Here is a 17687-nt window from a genome sequence, read left to right as displayed (position 1 = left end):
AATGCCCGTTGCCGGGCATTTGCGGTGCGTTCGCATCGGCCGGGAGCGCCGCGCTTGCTGCTCTCACTTACTTTTACTTGTATTTGGCGTTGGCCTTCTGCACGAAGGCATTGGTGAAGGTCTTGGAGAGGTCAATCTGCTTGTCGGCCAGCGAGGGCTCGAAGGCCTTCAGGGTGCGCAGCGCAGTATCCGGGCCACCCGGCGGGAAGTAGCCGTCCGGCGAGATGGCCTGGCGCACCTTCATGAAGGCATCGATGTAGAGCGAGCGGTCGCCCAGCAGGTAGCTTTCCGGCACGGCCTTGATGATGTCGGAGGGACCGGCCTTCTGGATCCACTTCAGCGCGCGCACCATGGCATTGGTCAGGGCTTGCGTGGTGTTGGGATACTTCTGCACGAAGGCAGCCGGGGCATAGAGGGTGGCGGCCGGCATGGGGCCACCGAAGACGTCGTTGGTATCCTTCAGGGTGCGGGTATCGGCGATGGTCTTGATCTCGTTGTTCTGCTCCAGCATGGAAATCACCGGATCGAGATTGGCAATCGCATCGATCTGGCCCGAGCGGATCGCCGAGATGGCACCCGCTGCGGCACCCACGCCGATGAAGGAAACATCGCTGGGCTTCAGACCCGCCTTGGCCAGCACATAGCTGGCCATGATGCTGGTGGAGGAACCCGGTGCGGTCACGCCGATCTTCTTGCCTTTCAGGTCGGCCACGGTCTTGTAGTTGGGCATGGTCTTGTTGTTGACCGCCAGCACGATCTGCGGCGCCCGGCCCTGCAGCACGAAGGCCACGATGGGCTGGTTCTTGGCCTGCATGTTGATGGTGTGTTCGTAGGCGCCGGAGACCACATCGGCGCTGCCGCCCACCATCGCCTGCAGCGCCTTGGCGCCACCGGCAAAGTCGGAGATCTCGACCTGCAGGCCCTCATCCTTGAAATAGCCGAGCTGCTCGGCAATGGTCAGGGGCAGATAGTAGAAGAGGTTCTTGCCACCCACGGCGATGGAGACCTTGGGTTTTTCCAGCGCCTGCGCGCCGGCGCTGCCGTTGAAGGAAAAGTAGCCGGCCAGGAACAGGCCAGCGGCGATCAGCAATTGCTTCCAGCTCAATTTCATTATGTCTCCTCCGTGGATGGATGGGGGTACAACTTATTGTCCAGCTTGTTGCAGGCGACCCCGTGCAGGTGCCTGCCTTTGTCATGCTGCTTCAGACCACGCCTTCGTCCCGCAGCTTCTTGATGTGGGCCTCATCATACCCCAGCGATTGCAGGATTTCATCGCTGTGGGCACCCAGCTCCGGGCCTAGCCATTTGGTCTGGCCGGGAGTCTCCGAGAGCTTGGGCGTGATGCCGGGCAGCTTGACCGGCGTGCCGTCGGCGAACTGGTGCTGCTCGAACATGCCACGGGCCAGGAACTGGGGATCGTTCATCATGTCCTTGACCGAATAGATCTTGCCGACCGGGACGTCGGCGGCCTGCAGTGCGGCCAGGGCCGAATCGATGGTCTGGGTGCTGCACCACTGCTGGATGGCATCGTCGATTTCCTGCGTACGCGGCACGCGGCCGTCATTGCGCGCCAGGCCCGGATCATTGGCCATGTCGTCGCGGCCGATGGCGCTCATCAAGCGCTTGAAGATGGCATCGCCATTGCCGGCGATGACGATGTTCATGCCGTCGCCGGTAGTGTAGGTGTTCGAAGGCACGATGCCCGGCAAGGCCCCCCCGGTGCGTTCTCGGACTACGCCGGCGAAATCGAACTCGGGCACCATCGATTCCATCATATTGAAAACAGCTTCATATAACGCCACGTCCACCATCTGCCCCTGCCCTGCCACGCAGTCTGCGCCTGCCTTGCCGTTCCAGCGTCCGCCTGTTGCGTCACGATGCCGCAAAGCCATCATGGCGCCGATCACGCCGTGCAGCGCGGCGATGGAATCGCCAATCGAAATGCCGATGCGCACCGGTGGGCGATCCGGATGGCCGGAGACGTAGCGGATGCCGCCCATCGATTCGCCGATGGCGCCAAAGCCGGGCAAGTCGCGCAGCGGGCCGGTCTGGCCGTAGCCGGACAGGCGCACCATGATGGTGGCCGGATTCAATTGCTTCAGGTCTTCGTAGCCGAGCTTCCACTTCTCCAGCACGCCGGGACGGTAATTCTCGATGATGACGTCGGCCTCCAGAGCGAGCTTGCGGGCGATCTCCTGGGCGCGTTCATCCTTCATGTTCAGGGTGATGCTTTTCTTGTTGCGCGCCTGGACCGACCACCAGAGCGACGTGCCATCCTTGAGCACGCGCCACTGGCGCAGCGGATCGCCATTGCCGGGCGCTTCGATCTTGATGACGTCGGCACCGAACTCGGCCAGCATGCGCGAGCAGAAGGGCCCGGCAATCAGCGTGCCCAGTTCGAGTACCTTGATGCCGGCCAGCGGGCCGGGCTTGGATGTGGCTGTGCTCATCGTGCTTGCACCGGATGCCTGGCAGACGCGGCCTGCGCGGGCGCTCCGGTGTTCTCCTCTTTGTCGATGGTGCGGGACCAGGCTCTTGTGGGTGAACGGGCCAGTGTCCTGGAATGCGATGGATTCGGGTGATGCTGCGCGGCGGGCGGGGGGATGAACGTTGCGCGGGTCGGTGGACACCTTGCAATCCCTCGCCTGACGTCGTACGTGCAAGCCGGCAGCCAACATTCTATTGCAGCATGCGCGCGATGTCGCGCATTTTGGCCTTCATCGGCGACGCCATGCCTGCAAGTTTTTCACCTGAAAACGATCCCGGTGCGGGATCAGGTGGTGCGGCGATCCAGCATGGCACGGGCGATGGTGCCGGCATCCACGTATTCCAGCTCGCCGCCGACCGGCACGCCGCGCGCCAGGCGGCTGACCTTCAGGCCACGGGCCTTGAGGGTTTCGCTGATGTAGTGGGCGGTGGCTTCGCCTTCGTTGGTGAAATTGGTGGCCAGCACCACTTCGCTGACCACGCCATCGGTGGCGCGGGTGATGAGCTTTTCGAGATGGATGTCGCGCGGGCCGATGCCGTCCAGCGGCGAGAGCCTGCCCATGAGCACGAAGTAGAGGCCCTTGAAGGTCAGGGTCTGCTCGATCATCACCTGGTCCGAGGGCGACTCCACCACGCACAGCTGGGTGTGGTCGCGCTGGCTGTCCTGGCAGGTCTCGCAGATGACCTGCTCGGTGAAGGTATTGCAGAGGGCGCAGTGGCGGATGGTGTCGAGCGCCTTGGCCAGCGACTGGCTCAGGTCGGCGGCGGCGTCGCGGTCATGTTGCAGCAGGTGGTAAGCCATGCGCTGCGCGGTCTTGGGGCCGATGCCGGGAAGCCGGCGCAGCGATTCGGTCAGGAGGGTGAGACTGGAGGGCGTTTTCAATTGCGGTCTACGGAATAGCGGAAGGCTTCCAGCGCCTCGGCCGTCATGGAGGGGACGAATTCGATGATCTCGTATTCGGCCACACCGCCGATGAAGAAGGGATCGGATTCCATGATGGCTTCGATCTCGGCACGGTCGGCACAGTCGGCGATGATGATGCCACCGGTGCGCGGCACCTTGCGGCCGGACATCAGGAATACGCCTTCGGCATATTGCTGGTTGAGGAATTTCTTGTGCGCGGTCAGCAAGGCATCGATTTCGCCTGCCGGCCTGGTGTACGTGATCGAGACGATGAACATGGTGCCTCCACTAAGCAATCCTGCATTCCATCAGAATCAGACTATCCTGCGCGATGCTGCCTGCGCCCCGGGGCCGAGGCCACCGGGCGCACTGCATCAGAACGGCATCTTGAAGCCCGGGGGCAGCGGCATGCCGGCGGTGACGCCCGACATCTTTTCCTGGGCAGTGGCTTCAGCCTTGCGCACGGCGTCGTTGAAGGCGGCGGCGACCAGGTCTTCCAGCATGTCCTTGTCGTCAGCCAGCAGCGACGGATCGATGGAGACACGCTTGACATCGTTCTTGCAGGTCATCACGACCTTCACCAGGCCGGCACCGGACTGGCCCTCGACCTCGATGCTGGCCAGTTGCTCCTGGGCCTTCTTCATGTTGTCCTGCATGGCCTGTGCTTGCTTCATCAGACCTGCCAGTTGACCTTTCATCATGCTCATTGCTCCTTGTTTCAATTCACGGAATTCTATCGCGTTTGGGCAAGCAGCCGGCAAGCTGGCCGGCGCTCGCGTACACGTCTCACAACGCCTGGATCGACCCCGGCACGATGGTGGCGCCGAACTCGCGCATCATGCTCATCACGAAGGGATCGCTCTTCATCTTCTGTTCAGCCCGGCGCTGGCGCTCGGCGCGTTCGGCCTCGGCCACCGCGTTGGCGGTATCGGTGACGGCGCCGATCTCGGTCTCGACGCGGATTTCCTTGCCGAAACGCTCGGACAGCGCCGCCACCAGTTTTTCCACACTGCCGGAGGAACGCAGGGTTTCCAGCGGAATACGCAAATGGAAGCAGACATTGCCGCCATTGAGCGCTTCGCAGCGCACCAGTTCACTCTGGAAGGCCATCTGGTGCGCCACCCCGCGTAGCGCGGTGAGGCTGGCAGCCAGCGTCGGCCAGTGGCCATCCCACCCCAGTTCGGCGGCGATGCGTGCGGTTTCCTGCTGTTGCGCCGGTGTCGCGGCCGGGCGCTGGGGTGCGGGCGGCTCTGCGGCAGCGGCAGGTGCGGGAACGGCATCCCTTCTTTCTTCAGCCAGCTCTGGCATCGGCGCGGGCGGCGGCATCGCTGCCGAGCCGGTGTCATCTTCCCACGGAGGGATGGCGTCGAAGGGCGGCGGCTCGGGCATATCGGGGGGCATCGGCGCGGCGGCACGGCCCGCCCTGGCGGGTGCTGCTGCCGGGGCTGACACGGCAGGCGCGCTGGGCGTAGCTGCCGGGACTGCCGGTGCAGCGGAAGGTACAGAGGCAGGCGCAGCCGCTGCGGGCCGCGCCGCTGCCTTGCCGCCCTTGCCACCGCGCAAGGCCATCAGCGCCGCTTCGCGGGCCGAGGTCGGTGCGGCAGCCGCGGCGGGTTGGGCCGCTGCGGAGGGCGCCGCAGGGGCCGGTGCAACCGGTGCCGTTTCGGCCCTGGCCGGTGCCGCTGCTGACGCGGGAGCGGCCGGCGGTTGCGCGCGGCTGACCGGTGCGCTGGTCACGGCGGCCTGCGGGGCCAGCAAGGGAGCGGCCTGGCGCGGCGTGGCCGCACGGCCGCCGCCCGGTGCGGGGGCGGCAGGCACCGGCGCAGTGGCGCTGGCACTGACCGGACGGAAGGCCAGCATGCGCAAGAGCGTCATGCTGAAACCTGCATATTCGTCGGGGGCCAGGCCCAGTTCATTGCGGCCATGCACGGCGATCTGGTAGAACAGCTGCACATGTTCCGCACTGAACTGGCCGGCCAGGCGCAGGATATCTTCGCGGTTGGGCAGGTCATCGGCCAGCGCGGCCGGCACGGCCTGGGCCAGGGCGATCTGGTGCAGCAAGCTGCCCAGGTCCTGCAGGGCAGCGTTGTAGGAGAGGCTACGGGTAGCCATGTCATCGGCCACGCCCAGCAAGGCGGCACCATCCTGCACCGCCAGCGCATCGAGGATGCGGATCAGGTAGGACTGGTCGAGCGCACCCAGCATGCCCTGCACGGCTTCCAGCGTGACCTTGCCGGCGGCATAGGCGATGGCCTGGTCGGTCAGCGAGAGCGCATCGCGCATGGAGCCGGAAGCGCCCTGCGCCAGCAGGCGCAGCGCGGGCGGATCGAACTCGATGCCTTCCTGATGCAGGATGTTGTCGAGATGGCCGATGATGTGGCCGGGCGGCATCTGCTTGAGGTTGAACTGCAGGCAGCGCGACAGCACGGTCACGGGAATCTTTTGCGGATCGGTGGTCGCCAGGATGAACTTGATGTGCGCGGGCGGCTCTTCCAGCGTCTTCAGCATGGCGTTGAAGGCGTGGTTGGTGAGCATGTGCACTTCGTCGATCATGTAGACCTTGAAGCGCGCATTGGAGGGCGCGTAGATGGCCTGCTCCAGCAGTTGCGCCATCTCGTCCACACCGCGGTTGGAGGCGGCGTCCATCTCGATGTAGTCGACGAAGCGCCCGGCATCGATGGCCACGCAGGCTTCGCACACGCCACAGGGCGCGGCGGTGATGCCGCCGCTGCCATCGGGGCCGACGCAGTTGAGCGACTTGGCGAGGATGCGGGAGAGCGTGGTCTTGCCCACGCCACGGGTGCCGGTGAAGAGATAGGCGTGGTGCAGCCGCTGCTGTTCAAGCGCGTGCGTCAACGCGCGCACGACGTGTTCCTGGCCGACCAGGGTGTCGAAGCTGCGGGGACGGTATTTACGGGCGAGAACTTGATAAGACATGGAGTGGCTGCTGTCGGCTTTTTGGCTCAGGGGGGCATTTTAAGCTATTTCGCCGCCGCCAACGCCTTTGCCTGCATCCACTCTGCTCCCCCGCCGGTCAGGCCGGTGCGCTGCGCGCCTTCTTGCATTCGTACATGGCCTCATCGGCGCGTCCCATCAGGGTGACCAGATCGGGATGGCGAGCCGCGTCGTACTGGGCGACGCCGACACAATACTCCAGCTGATATTGGCGCTGGCCGCGCTGGTTGAAGGCCTGGACGGCCTCCTGCAGATGTTGCAGGACGATGGCCGCATCAGCCTCGGCAGTATTGGTCAGCAACACCGCGAATTCGTCACCGCCCAGGCGGCCGATGACGTCCGATTCGCGCAGATTGTTCATCAGCAGGCCGGCAAAGTCGCGTAGTGCAAGGTCGCCTGCGGCGTGGCCGAAACGGTCGTTGATCTGCTTGAAATGATTGAGATCGAAACCCAGCATGCAGGCCGCACGACCTGTGCGCTTGCTGACCGCCATGGCGTGCCGGGCCAGCGACTCGAAACCGCGCCGGTTGGACACACCAGTGAGCTCATCGATGGTAGCCAGCCTCACGGCTGCCAGTTCTTGCTCGACCATCGCCGCCAGGTCCTTCAACAGGCACTGCTCATCGGCATCGAAATTGCGCGGTACGGTGTCAACCAGGCACAGGGTGCCGAGCGTAAAGCCGCTTTCGCTCTTGATGGGGCAACCTGCGTAGAAACGGATGAAGGGTTCGCCGGTGACCTGCGGATTGTCGGCGAAGCGGGCATCGAGCCGGGCATCGGGCACGATGGTCATGCCTTCATGGAGGATGGCGTGGGCACAGAAGGAAATATCGCGCGATGTCTCGGTGGCGTCACCCAGCCCCACGCAGGATTTGAACCATTGGCGATGCACGTCGATCAGCGTCACCACCGCCATCGGCACGTCGAACAAGCGCCGTGCCAGGCGGGTCAGGCGGTCGAATCGCTCTTCGCGGGGAGTATCGAGGATGCGCAGCGAATGCAGGGCGTCGATACGGGCAGCTTCATTGGCGGGTAGCTCGGCAATTCTCATGATCATCAGCACGGAATGGACATTGTTACCGACGTTAACGACAGGCTGCGGCCCACTTTAATCCCAATTTTTTGGAGAAACAAGAATAAGTTGTTCACAATGGGCAGCAGCATGTCGACCTTACGGTCAGCCGCTCCCAGCCTTACCGCGAGGCAAACAGCAGGCTCCCCAACTCCCTGGCCTGCCATCCGATTACTTGCCGGTGGCGGTCTTTTCCGGCGCCTTGTCTGCTGCCTTTTCTTCAGCCTTGCCGGCTTTGGCACCGCCGTCCATGGCCTTGTTCTCAGCACGTGGCTTTTTGCTTTCCTTGCCTTCCTTGGCCGCCGGTATTGCAGTGCCCGCCTTGGCCTGGCCGTTGACCGTCAGGCCATTGGCAGAAAGCTTCACTGCGGCCTTGTCCTTGATGCCCTTGACGCGCATTTCGAGGTCACTCCAGTCCTTGAAGGCGCCGCCTTTCTGGCGTTCTTCCAGGATGCGCTTGGACATGGCCGGGCCGATCCCGCGCACGCCATCCAGGGCGGCCTGGTCGGCCTTGTTGACGTCCACTTCGGCCCAGGCCAGGGCGGTCGCGGCGAAGAAGCTGAGGATGAACAACAGGGTTTTCTTCAACATGATGCTTCCTTTCGACTTTCGGTTGGAGGAAAAACAAAGGGCAGCCACCCGGAAGTGGACTGCCCTTGCTCAACGAAAACCGAACCAGCCTGTTGACCGAAATTCAGCTAGAAATACCCCGCAAATCAGTCCGCCAGCAACTCCTCGCGGGTGACGGTGGCTGTGCCCAGCTTGCCGACCACGATGCCGCCGGCACGGTTGGCCATGGTCACCGCATCGACCAGCGAGGCACGCGCGCCCAGCATCACGGCCAGGGTACCGATGACCGTATCGCCGGCACCGGAGACGTCGAACACTTCGCGCGCCATGGTCGGGAAGTGCGTAACGTCTCCCTCGCGGTACAGGCTCATGCCTTCTTCGGAGCGGGTCAGCAGCAGTGCTTCCAGGTTCAGCTCGGCACGCAGCTCCTGGGCGCGTGCGGTGAGATCTTCCTCATTCTTCCACTGCCCGACGATGCGCACCAGCTCGGACTTGTTGGGCGTGAGGATGGAAGCACCGGCATAGCGCGCGAAGTCGTCTCCCTTGGGATCGACCAGGATGCGCTTGCCGAGCTTGCGGGCAGTGGCAATCATCTCGGCCACGTTGACCAGGCCGCCCTTGGCGTAATCGGAAAAGATGATCACATCGTAGTCGGCCACGAGTGAATTGAATTGCGTGAGCTTGTCGCGCAACACGGTATCGGTCGGGGCTTCTTCGAAATCGATGCGCACCAGTTGCTGCTGGCGGCCGATCACGCGCAGCTTGACGATGGTGGAGATGCTGGCGTCGCGATTGAGATGGCTGCGGATGCCCATCTCGCCGAGCATGCTCTCCATCACGCGTGCCGGTTCATCATCGCCGGTCACGCCCAGCAGCGCGGTCTGTGCGCCCAGGCTGGCAGTGTTGCGGGCGACGTTGGCGGCACCGCCAAGGCGCTCTTCCTTGCGCTCGACCCGCACCACCGGAACCGGAGCTTCAGGCGAAATGCGATTGACTTCACCGAACCAGTAACGATCCAGCATGACGTCGCCGACGATGAGAATGCGCGCCGAATTCCAGGCTGCAGCGAGGTTCTTGTCCACGATGTTATCTACCTTCTTGTTCAGATTGGCATGCAACTTATTGCACACGGGCTTGCAGCGAACGTCCGATGCCGTAGTACTCGATCCCGCTGTCGGCCATGAGCTGGGGATCGAACAGATTGCGTCCATCGAAGATGACCGGGCTGTTCAGGGCCAGCTTGACGCGTTCCAGATCGGGGCTGCGGAAGGCTTTCCATTCGGTGACGATGGCCAGCGCGTCGGCGCCCTGCAGGGTGTCCATGGGCGAGGCGGCAAAACGGATCCGCTGCAGGCGGGCGCTGTCATCGGCGAAATCCAGCTCCAGCACGCGCGCGGCTTCCTTCATGGCGACCGGATCGTAGACTGCCACGGTAGCGCCACGGCGCACCAGTTCACCGATCAGCACGCGCGAGGACGCCTCGCGCATATCGTCGGTATTGGGCTTGAAGGCAAGGCCCCAGATGGCGAAGTGCTTGCCGGAGAGATCTTCGCCAAAACGCTTCACTATCTTCTTGCCCAGCACGTGCTTTTGCAGATCGTTGACCTGCTCGACGGCGCGCAGGATCAGCAGCGACTGGTCGTAGTCGCGCGCAGTGCGTTCCAGTGCCTGCACGTCCTTGGGGAAGCAGGAGCCACCGTAGCCGCAGCCGGCGTAGAGGAAACTGTGACCGATGCGCGGGTCAGAGCCGATACCGTGGCGCACCGACTCGATGTCGGCGCCGACGCGATCAGCCAGGTTGGCCAGTTCGTTCATGAAGGAGATGCGCGTGGCCAGCATGGCGTTGGCGGCGTACTTGGTGAACTCGGCCGAGCGCACGTCCATCCAGTAGGTGCGTTCATGGTTGCGGTTGAAGGGCGCGTAGAGCTTCTTCATCAAGGTCTGTGCGCGCAAGCCGTCCGCGGTCTGGTCGTGCCCGATGACGATGCGGTCAGGACGCATGAAGTCTTCGACGGCCGCGCCTTCCTTCAGGAATTCAGGATTGGAGACGACCGAAAAACTCAGATCGGTCTTGCCGCGCTGAACCAGTTCATCCTTGATCGCCGCAGTCACACGATCAGCCGTACCCACCGGCACGGTGGACTTGTCGACCACCACCTTGAAGCCTTCCATGTAACGGCCGATGTTGCGGGCAGCGGCCAACACGTATTGCAGGTCAGCGGAACCATCTTCATCGGGCGGCGTGCCGACGGCGATGAACTGGATATCGCCATGCGCCACGCTGGCAACCACGTCGGTGGAGAACTGCAGGCGTCCGGCGGCGCGGTTGCGCGCCACCACTTCTTCCAGGCCGGGTTCATGGATGGGGATGCCACCATTGTTGAGGATGTCGACTTTGCGCTGGTCAACGTCCAGGCAGAAAACGTCGTTACCCAGTTCGGCCAGGCAGGCGCCGGTCACCAAGCCTACGTAGCCAGTGCCGATGATAGTAATTTTCATGGTAGTTCCAGAGTTAAAGTACGGGCCCCGAGGGCCTCAATTCATGACGTTCAATTCTTCGGTACGACGCGGCGGGTAAGTCTCCCACTGGCTGCAGCCCGGGCACTGCCAGTAGAACTGGCGCGCCTTGAAACCACAATGGCTGCACTGGTAGCGCGCCAGCTTCTGCGTATAGCCGTGCACCAGGGTCTTGACCACGGCCAGTTCGGGACGCACGGTCTGGGGCGCGCTCATCATGCGCGCTTCCAGGAACTTGTCCAGACCCAGCAGCGTGGGAGTGCGGCGCAGTTCGTCGCTCACCAGCACGTTGGCGGCATCGATACCATCGGCGTCCAGTACGGCCTTGAAGACCACTTCCAGCAGGTCGATCGAGGGAGCTTCGGCCAGGTAGGCGCGCAGCAGGTTGATGCCCTCCTGCGGACGGCCCACGGCGATGTAGCCATCCATGAGGCGCTGTGCCACCAGGGCTGTGTGCGGCACGCTCTGGTGCTCGACGCGGCGCCAGGTTTCCAGCGCGCCTTCGATGTCGCCCTTGGCGCGCAGAGCGTCGCCCATCAGCATGGTGGCGCGCACGCTCTTGCGGTCGGCGGCCAGGGCCTTGTCCAGCAAGGCCATGGCGGCCTCGGTATTGGTGCGCACCAGTTCGTCGGCGGCCAGTTCGCAGTAGAACTGGGCGATTTCGCGCTGGCGGCCGCCGGCACCGGTAGCTTGCAGGATCTCGGCGGCGGAGATGGCGCGCTCCCATTCCTTCTCGCGCTGGTAGATTTCCAGCAGGGCACGGCCGGCCTGGGCGCTGTAGGAGGTGTCGATGAGCTTGTTGAAGGTTTCTTCGGCGCGGTCCAGGAGGCCGGCCTTGAGGTAATCCTGGCCCAGTTCGTAGAGCGCATGGCCTTGATGCTCGGCCGGCAGGTCGGGACGCGCCAGCAGGTTCTGGTGCACGCGGATGGCCCGCTCGGTTTCGCCACGGCGGCGGAACAGGTTGCCCAGCGCGAAGTGCAGTTCCACCGTTTCAGGGTCCAGCTTGACGATTTCGATGAAGGCGTCGATGGCCTTGTCGGGTTGCTCGTTGAGCAGGAAATTGAGGCCCTTGAAGTAGCCGCGCGGCAGGGTGCGGGATTCCGACAGCAGCTGGTTGATATCCACCCGCGCGGCAATCCATCCCAGGCCGAAGAAGACCGGGATGCCAAGCAACCACCAAAATTCAAATTCCATAAACAGTGAGGGGCAATTAGAGGATGTGCTGCGCGGTGATCACGCTGTCAGGTTGCGGCGGCTGGGCCTGCACCTGGGCGATCTCTTCCTGCTGCTTCTGCACTTGCGACAGCGCCTTCTTGTAGCGCGTGGCTTCACGGCGGTGACGCAGCGCCAGCGGCGCCATGGCCAATACGCCCAGCACCGCGCCGGTCACGAAGAAGGCCAGCAGCACCAGCACCAGCGGGTCGGTACGTTCATAGCCGAGGAAGAAATGCAGGGTCACTTCCTGGGTATTGCGCAGCGCGAAGAAAAAGAAGAACACGAACAGGATGGCCGCGATCAATCGGGAGAGTATTTTCATGGCGTAATCCTTTCTGGCGGGTCGTGGCATTTCCCAATGGCAAAGCTCTGCGCTGAGCACGAGCGAGCCTGGGTAACGGTTCGCAGCATTATTGCGCTGGCCGGAAAAATCGCCGCTATTTGGCGCGCTTTCCCGGTCATTCCAGGGCAAATCGGGATTGTACGTGAAAAAAAACGGCATCCAAAGATGCCGTTCATTTTGTTGATCTGCCTTTACATCCGTTCACCTTGGGGCGCACGAGTGTGCAGCTTTCAACGTTTGCAACATTTATTACCGCTCGCGGACGCAGAAAACTTCATCTGCGCCCCACGGCAAGAACTGCCTGGTCACAGGCCCAGCCGGGTCAATCCTCGCGGATTGGCTGGCCGACCATCGCATCGACGCGTTCGCGCAATTCCTTGCCCGGTTTGAAGTGGGGGACCCGTTTTTCAGGGACCATCACCTTGTCGCCGGACTTGGGATTGCGGCCGATACGCGGCGGACGGCGGTTGAGCGCGAAGCTGCCAAAGCCACGGATCTCGATGCGCTGGCCGGTCGCAAGGGCGTCGACCATGGCATCGAGGATGGTTTTGACCGCGTAATCCGCATCCTTGGCGACAAGTTGCGGATAACGCTCAGCCAGACGGGCGATCAGCTCCGACTTTGTCATCGTGACCGGAAGATCAGTTCTTGTTGTCGAGTTTGGCCTTCAGCAGCGCGCCCAGGCTGGTGGTGCCCGAAGCAGCGTTGGAGTCAGCCGACATCTTCTGCATGGCTTCCTGGGTCTCGGCGTTGTCCTTGGCCTTGATCGACAGCTGGATGCTGCGTGCCTTGCGGTCGATGTTGATGACCAGGGCTTCGACCGAATCGCCCACCTTCAGGTGGGTACCGGCATCTTCCACGCGGTCGCGGGAGATTTCGGAAGCGCGCAGGTAACCTTCAACTTCGTCGGTCAGCTGGATCACGGCGCCCTTGGGCTCAACCGACTTGACGGTACCGGTCACGATCGCACCCTTGTCGTTCAGGGCGGCGAAGTTGTTGAACGGATCGCCTTCCAGTTGCTTCACGCCCAGGGAGACGCGCTCGCGTTCCACGTCGATGGCCAGCACAACGGCTTCCAGCTCGTCGCCCTTCTTGAACTTGCGCACGGCTTCTTCGCCAGCTTCGGTCCAGGACAGGTCGGACAGGTGCACCAGGCCGTCGATGTTGCCCGGCAGGCCGATGAACACGCCGAAGTCGGTGATCGACTTGATCGAACCCTTGACCTTGTCGCCCTTCTTGTGGCTCATGGCGAAGTCGTCCCACGGGTTCGGCTTGCACTGCTTCATGCCCAGGGAGATACGACGACGCTCTTCGTCGATTTCCAGAACCATGACTTCCACTTCGTCGCCCAGCTGGACAACCTTGTTCGGGGCCACGTTCTTGTTGGTCCAGTCCATTTCGGAGACGTGCACCAGGCCTTCGATGCCTTGTTCGACTTCCACGAATGCACCGTAGTCGGTCAGGTTGGTGACCTTGCCGAACAGGCGGGTGCCTTGCGGGTAGCGACGCGACAGACCGGTCCACGGATCGTCGCCCAGTTGCTTCACGCCCAGGGAGACGCGGTTCTTCTCTTGATCGTACTTGAGGACCTTGGCGGTGATCTCTTGACCAACCGACAGCACTTCCGACGGGTGACGCACACGACGCCATGCCAGGTCGGTGATGTGCAGCAGGCCGTCGATGCCACCCAGGTCAACGAACGCACCGTAGTCGGTGATGTTCTTGACGATACCGGTGACGACGGTGCCTTCCTTCAGGGTTTCCATCAGCTTGGCGCGCTCTTCGCCCATCGAGGCTTCGATCACGGCGCGGCGCGACAGCACCACGTTGTTGCGCTTGCGGTCCAGCTTGATGACCTTGAATTCCAGGGTCTTGCCTTCGAACGGGGTGGTGTCCTTGACCGGACGGGTGTCGACCAGCGAACCCGGCAGGAAGGCACGGATGCCGTTGGTCAGAACGGTCAGGCCGCCCTTGACCTTGCCATTGACGGTACCGGTGACGATCTCGCCGGACTCCATCGCCTTTTCCAGCGAGAGCCACGATGCCAGACGCTTGGCCTTGTCGCGCGACAGGATGGTGTCGCCGAAACCGTTTTCCAGGGATTCGATCGCAACGGAGATGAAGTCGCCGACGTTGACTTCGACTTCGCCGTTGTCGTTCTTGAATTCTTCAACAGGGATGAACGCTTCGGACTTCAGGCCGGCGTTGACGATCACGAAGTTGTGATCCAGGCGCACGACTTCTGCCGAGATGACTTCACCCGAACGCATGTCCTGACGCGACAGCGATTCTTCGAACAGAGCAGCAAATTCGCTGGAGGTATCAACACCTGCAGCGATAACGGTAGTGGTAGACATAAAAGAAAGTAAGAAAGATTGGCCGGTATCCGTGTGATGCAATCATGCTGACTTGCACTGCCGCCTTCGTTGCCGCCGACGACATGGGTACTGGGTTAGGTTTATCAACACCCGACAGACTTTGCATCTGCCGGGCACCAATGGCACTACGGGTACAACAAGGACTTGCCCGTTATGGGGCCGGAAAGTACCGTTTCAAGCAGCTTGCAACGGCCTTCAGTGCCCCAGGGCAGCGTACCAGCTGAGTACCTGCTGCACCGCTTCGTCAGCGGTCATGTCGGATGTATCCAGGTGATATGCGCCCTCCGCAGCCTTCAAGGGGGCCGACGAGCGATTCATGTCGCGTTCGTCGCGCTCCTTCAAATCTCTGGAGAGGTCTTCGATATTAGCAGAAAAACCCTTGTCAATCAATTGCTTATAGCGCCTTGTCGCGCGCGCTTCCACACTGGCCGTCAAAAATACCTTCAGACGGGCGCCAGGAAAGATGACGGTGCCCATGTCGCGGCCATCGGCGACCAGCCCAGGAGGTTTCCTGAATGACAACTGCAAGCCATATAAAGCCTGGCGCACGGTGATCAGGGCGGCGATCTTGGAGGCGGTATTGCCGACCTCTTCGGCGCGGATGGCCTGGGTCACGTCTTCATTGGCCAGGAAGATATGGGCGCCATCGAAATGGCAGTGCAGGTGCTCGGCCGCCTTGGCCAAGGCGTGTTCGTCATCCAGCGCTACACCGCGCCGCAACACGGACAGCGCCGTCAAGCGGTACAGCGCACCCGAATCCAGGTAATGGAAACCCAGCTCCCGGGCCACCTTCTGCGCCACGGTACCCTTGCCCGAGGCGGTCGGGCCATCGATGGTGATGACCGGTATCTTTGCTTTTTCCATGGCCTGAACCCTTTATTTGTGAATAATTTAGTGCAATTCCGTTAAACACAGGGTTTATCAGATCAAGGTTTGTTCGGCAATCTTTTTGAAGACGTCGAAATAATCCGGGAAGGTCTTGGCCACGCACTTGGGGTCGTTGATGCGGATACGGTTGCCACGCCGCAATGCACCATCTAGCGACGCCAGCGAGAAGCACATGGCCATGCGGTGGTCGTCATAGGTGTCGATGGCGGCCGTACCAATCTCGGCCGGCGGGGTCACTGTCAGGGTGTCGGCGCCCTCTTCCACTTGCGCGCCCAGCTTGCGCAATTCGGTGGCCATGGCGGCCAGGCGATCGGTTTCCTTCACGCGCCAGCTGGCGATGTTGCGCAAGGTGCTGGGGCCGTCGGCATAGAGCGCCGCGACGGCGATGGTCATGGCGGCATCGGGGATGTGATTGAAGTCGGCATCAATGGCCTTGAGCGGCCCGTTGGAAGATGCCTCGATCCAGTTCTCGCCCATGGTGATGGTGGCACCCATCTGTTCCAGCGCCTCGACGAAGCGCACGTCCCCCTGGATGCTGTCGCGGCCCACGCCCTCAACCCGGATCGGACCGCCGGTGATGGCACCCGCCGCCAGGAAATACGAGGCCGAGGAAGCATCGCCCTCGACGTGGATGCTGCCGGGACTGCGGTAATGCTGGCCCGGCTTGACGGTGAACTGTTGCCAGCCGTCACGCTCGACTTCCACGCCGAAGCGGCGCATCAGGTTCAGGGTGATCTCGATGTAGGGCTTGGAGATGAGTTCGCCAACCACCTCGATTTGCATCGCCTCTTCGCGCGCCATCAGGGGAGCCGCCATCAGCAAGGCCGTCAGGAACTGGCTGGAGACATTGCCGCGCACCTTCATGCGCGCCGAGGTCAGCTGGCCACGGCGGATGTGCAGCGGCGGGTAGCCCGGATTGCCGGTGTAGTCGATGTGCATGCCCACCGCGTTCAAGGCATCCACCAGGTCGCCGATGGGACGCTCATGCATGCGCGGCACGCCATGCAGGGTGTAGTCGCCGCCCAGCACGGCCAGGGCCGCCGTCAGCGGACGGATGGCGGTGCCGGCGTTGCCCATGAAGAGATCGGCCTGGTGCACCGGCAGCGCACCGTTGACGCCATGCACGATGTAATCCTGGGTGCCTTCGATCTGTTCCCATTTCACGCCCAGGGTCTGCAGGGCCATCAGCATGACCAGCGTATCGTCGGAAGCCAGCAGGTCGAAGATGCGGGTGGTACCGCCCGAGAGGGCCGCCAGCAGCAGGATGCGGTTGGAGATGCTCTTGGAGCCGGGCAGCTTGACCGTGCCCTGCACGTGATGCACCGGGGCCAGGTCGATATGACGGGGATAGGAAGCTTGTTTCATCTTGGTTGCTTTTCTGTGGATGATTCGGTGGAGCAATCCGGCCGCCCAGGCGGCCGTCACATCGTTGCCGGGAAGAATGGTTCAGGAAGCCTTGCGCTCGGCCGCTTCGATGGCCGCTGCCCACTGCAGCCGCGCATGTTGGGCATTGGCATAGACCTGCTCGATGGCCGCGCCGTCGCCAGACGCAATCATCGCGCGGATGCCCTGCAATTGCACCAGGTAGGCATCGACTTCGGTGAGCAGCGCATCGCGGTTGGCCAGCGTGATGTCGCGCCACATCTCCGGCGAGGAAGCGGCAATCCGGGTGAAATCGCGAAAGCCGCTGGCAGCGTACTGGAACAGCGTGTCGGCATGCGGCTTGGCGGCGATGTCGTCCACCAACGCGAAGGCCAGCACGTGCGGCAGATGGCTCACCGAGGCAAAGACCGCATCATGCTCCTGCGGCGAGAGCCGATGGATGATCGCGCCACAGGCACGCCAGGCTTGCGCCACGGTCTCGACGTCGGCGCCACTATTCTCGGGCAAGGCGGTGATGACCACCTTCTTGCCTTCATACAATTCCGCCAGGGCCGCTTCCGGCCCATGCTTTTCGCGTCCGGCAATCGGATGGGCCGGGACGAACTGGCCAATCCGTTCACCCAGCGCCTTGCGGGCGGCAGCGACCACGTCGCTCTTGGTACTGCCGGCGTCGGTGACAATGGCCTGGGGATCGAGGTGCGGACGGATGGCGGCCAGGATGCCTTCGGTCTGCGCGACCGGCGCGGCCACCAAAATCAGGTCGGCGCCCTGCACGGCGGCGGCCGCATCGGTGGCAATGGCATCGATGATGCCCAGCTCGCGCGCCCGTTCCAGGCTGGCCAGCGAGCGGCCCACGCCGACGATGTGCGCGGCCTGGCCGGCACGGCGCAGCGCCAGGGCGAACGAGCCGCCAATCAAACCCACGCCGAAGATGGCGACTTTCTTGAACACGTTGAATTCAGCCTTGAAGAGTGG

Annotated in this window: 17 protein-coding genes; all 17 read right to left on the bottom strand. The window is 62.8% G+C overall.

Annotated elements, in window-relative coordinates; translation table 11 throughout:
• Positions 1-73: 73 nt before the first annotated feature.
• Positions 74-1111, bottom strand: coding sequence for an ABC transporter substrate-binding protein (locus tag ACVC5H_RS06550; RefSeq protein ID WP_489621555.1), 1038 nt, complete (start codon positions 1109-1111; stop codon positions 74-76).
• A gap of 91 nt (positions 1112-1202) precedes the next feature.
• Entirely contained in the window at positions 1203-2450 is a 1248-nt protein-coding gene (locus ACVC5H_RS06545; protein WP_489621554.1) for a CaiB/BaiF CoA transferase family protein, read from the bottom strand.
• Positions 2451-2773: 323 nt separating this feature from the next.
• On the bottom strand, positions 2774-3370 hold the full coding sequence (gene recR, locus ACVC5H_RS06540) for a recombination mediator RecR (RefSeq protein ID WP_338716215.1): 597 nt from the start codon (positions 3368-3370) through the stop codon (positions 2774-2776).
• On the bottom strand, positions 3367-3669 hold the full coding sequence (locus tag ACVC5H_RS06535; RefSeq protein WP_338716216.1) for a YciI family protein: 303 nt from the start codon (positions 3667-3669) through the stop codon (positions 3367-3369). Before ACVC5H_RS06535 ends, recR begins: the two co-directional genes overlap by 4 nt.
• 96 nt (positions 3670-3765) lie before the next feature.
• Positions 3766-4092 (bottom strand): YbaB/EbfC family nucleoid-associated protein, encoded by a 327-nt coding sequence (locus ACVC5H_RS06530; RefSeq protein WP_008331542.1) that lies wholly within the window; start codon positions 4090-4092, stop codon positions 3766-3768.
• An 85-nt stretch (positions 4093-4177) separates the two neighbouring features.
• Positions 4178-6328 carry a DNA polymerase III subunit gamma/tau gene (locus ACVC5H_RS06525; protein ID WP_489621553.1) on the bottom strand — a complete coding sequence of 717 codons (2151 nt, stop codon included), beginning with the start codon at positions 6326-6328 and terminating at the stop codon, positions 4178-4180.
• Positions 6329-6425: 97 nt separating this feature from the next.
• Positions 6426-7397, bottom strand: a complete 972-nt coding sequence (locus ACVC5H_RS06520) for a GGDEF domain-containing protein (protein ID WP_489621552.1) — start codon at positions 7395-7397, stop codon at positions 6426-6428.
• 192 nt (positions 7398-7589) lie between these two features.
• On the bottom strand, positions 7590-8009 hold the full coding sequence (locus ACVC5H_RS06515; RefSeq protein WP_489621551.1) for a ComEA family DNA-binding protein: 420 nt from the start codon (positions 8007-8009) through the stop codon (positions 7590-7592).
• A gap of 125 nt (positions 8010-8134) precedes the next feature.
• Entirely contained in the window at positions 8135-9010 is an 876-nt protein-coding gene (gene rfaE1, locus ACVC5H_RS06510) for a D-glycero-beta-D-manno-heptose-7-phosphate kinase (protein ID WP_489622657.1), read from the bottom strand.
• Between the two features lie 97 nt (positions 9011-9107).
• On the bottom strand, positions 9108-10487 hold the full coding sequence (locus ACVC5H_RS06505) for a UDP-glucose dehydrogenase family protein (RefSeq protein WP_489621550.1): 1380 nt from the start codon (positions 10485-10487) through the stop codon (positions 9108-9110).
• Between the two features lie 36 nt (positions 10488-10523).
• Positions 10524-11699, bottom strand: coding sequence for a lipopolysaccharide assembly protein LapB (gene lapB / locus ACVC5H_RS06500; protein ID WP_489621549.1), 1176 nt, complete (start codon positions 11697-11699; stop codon positions 10524-10526).
• Positions 11700-11715: 16 nt separating this feature from the next.
• Positions 11716-12042 carry a LapA family protein gene (locus ACVC5H_RS06495; protein ID WP_489621548.1) on the bottom strand — a complete coding sequence of 109 codons (327 nt, stop codon included), beginning with the start codon at positions 12040-12042 and terminating at the stop codon, positions 11716-11718.
• A gap of 343 nt (positions 12043-12385) precedes the next feature.
• On the bottom strand, positions 12386-12691 hold the full coding sequence (locus tag ACVC5H_RS06490; protein WP_006462119.1) for an integration host factor subunit beta: 306 nt from the start codon (positions 12689-12691) through the stop codon (positions 12386-12388).
• Between the two features lie 13 nt (positions 12692-12704).
• Positions 12705-14420: a 30S ribosomal protein S1 gene (gene rpsA, locus ACVC5H_RS06485; protein ID WP_081441923.1), complete on the bottom strand. Its 1716-nt coding sequence runs from the start codon at positions 14418-14420 to the stop codon at positions 12705-12707.
• 216 nt (positions 14421-14636) lie between these two features.
• A complete protein-coding gene (cmk, locus tag ACVC5H_RS06480) occupies positions 14637-15305 on the bottom strand; it encodes a (d)CMP kinase (protein ID WP_489621547.1) in 669 nt (222 codons plus the stop codon).
• Positions 15306-15362: 57 nt separating this feature from the next.
• Positions 15363-16694, bottom strand: a complete 1332-nt coding sequence (aroA, locus tag ACVC5H_RS06475; RefSeq protein WP_489621546.1) for a 3-phosphoshikimate 1-carboxyvinyltransferase — start codon at positions 16692-16694, stop codon at positions 15363-15365.
• Between the two features lie 81 nt (positions 16695-16775).
• Positions 16776-17663, bottom strand: coding sequence for a prephenate dehydrogenase (locus ACVC5H_RS06470; protein ID WP_489621545.1), 888 nt, complete (start codon positions 17661-17663; stop codon positions 16776-16778).
• Positions 17664-17687: the final 24 nt, after the last annotated feature.

Source organism: Herbaspirillum sp. Her3, assembly GCF_057961275.1.
Note: the sequence above shows the minus strand (reverse complement) of the source record. Positions and strands in the feature narration are given on the sequence as shown.

What these genes read in the sequence shown, in the direction of transcription:
- ACVC5H_RS06490 (WP_006462119.1), bottom strand. Translation starts at nt 12,691, where the DNA reads ATGACAAAGTCGGAGCTGATCGCCCGTCTGGCTGAGCGTTATCCGCAA.
- ACVC5H_RS06515 (WP_489621551.1), bottom strand. Translation starts at nt 8,009, where the DNA reads ATGTTGAAGAAAACCCTGTTGTTCATCCTCAGCTTCTTCGCCGCGACC.
- ACVC5H_RS06495 (WP_489621548.1), bottom strand. Translation starts at nt 12,042, where the DNA reads ATGAAAATACTCTCCCGATTGATCGCGGCCATCCTGTTCGTGTTCTTC.
- cmk (WP_489621547.1), bottom strand. Translation starts at nt 15,305, where the DNA reads ATGGAAAAAGCAAAGATACCGGTCATCACCATCGATGGCCCGACCGCC.
- ACVC5H_RS06520 (WP_489621552.1), bottom strand. Translation starts at nt 7,397, where the DNA reads ATGAGAATTGCCGAGCTACCCGCCAATGAAGCTGCCCGTATCGACGCC.
- rfaE1 (WP_489622657.1), bottom strand. Translation starts at nt 9,010, where the DNA reads ATGCTGGATCGTTACTGGTTCGGTGAAGTCAATCGCATTTCGCCTGAA.
- ACVC5H_RS06550 (WP_489621555.1), bottom strand. Translation starts at nt 1,111, where the DNA reads ATGAAATTGAGCTGGAAGCAATTGCTGATCGCCGCTGGCCTGTTCCTG.
- ACVC5H_RS06525 (WP_489621553.1), bottom strand. Translation starts at nt 6,328, where the DNA reads ATGTCTTATCAAGTTCTCGCCCGTAAATACCGTCCCCGCAGCTTCGAC.
- ACVC5H_RS06530 (WP_008331542.1), bottom strand. Translation starts at nt 4,092, where the DNA reads ATGATGAAAGGTCAACTGGCAGGTCTGATGAAGCAAGCACAGGCCATG.
- aroA (WP_489621546.1), bottom strand. Translation starts at nt 16,694, where the DNA reads ATGAAACAAGCTTCCTATCCCCGTCATATCGACCTGGCCCCGGTGCAT.
- ACVC5H_RS06535 (WP_338716216.1), bottom strand. Translation starts at nt 3,669, where the DNA reads ATGTTCATCGTCTCGATCACGTACACCAGGCCGGCAGGCGAAATCGAT.
- ACVC5H_RS06505 (WP_489621550.1), bottom strand. Translation starts at nt 10,487, where the DNA reads ATGAAAATTACTATCATCGGCACTGGCTACGTAGGCTTGGTGACCGGC.
- lapB (WP_489621549.1), bottom strand. Translation starts at nt 11,699, where the DNA reads ATGGAATTTGAATTTTGGTGGTTGCTTGGCATCCCGGTCTTCTTCGGC.
- ACVC5H_RS06545 (WP_489621554.1), bottom strand. Translation starts at nt 2,450, where the DNA reads ATGAGCACAGCCACATCCAAGCCCGGCCCGCTGGCCGGCATCAAGGTA.
- rpsA (WP_081441923.1), bottom strand. Translation starts at nt 14,420, where the DNA reads ATGTCTACCACTACCGTTATCGCTGCAGGTGTTGATACCTCCAGCGAA.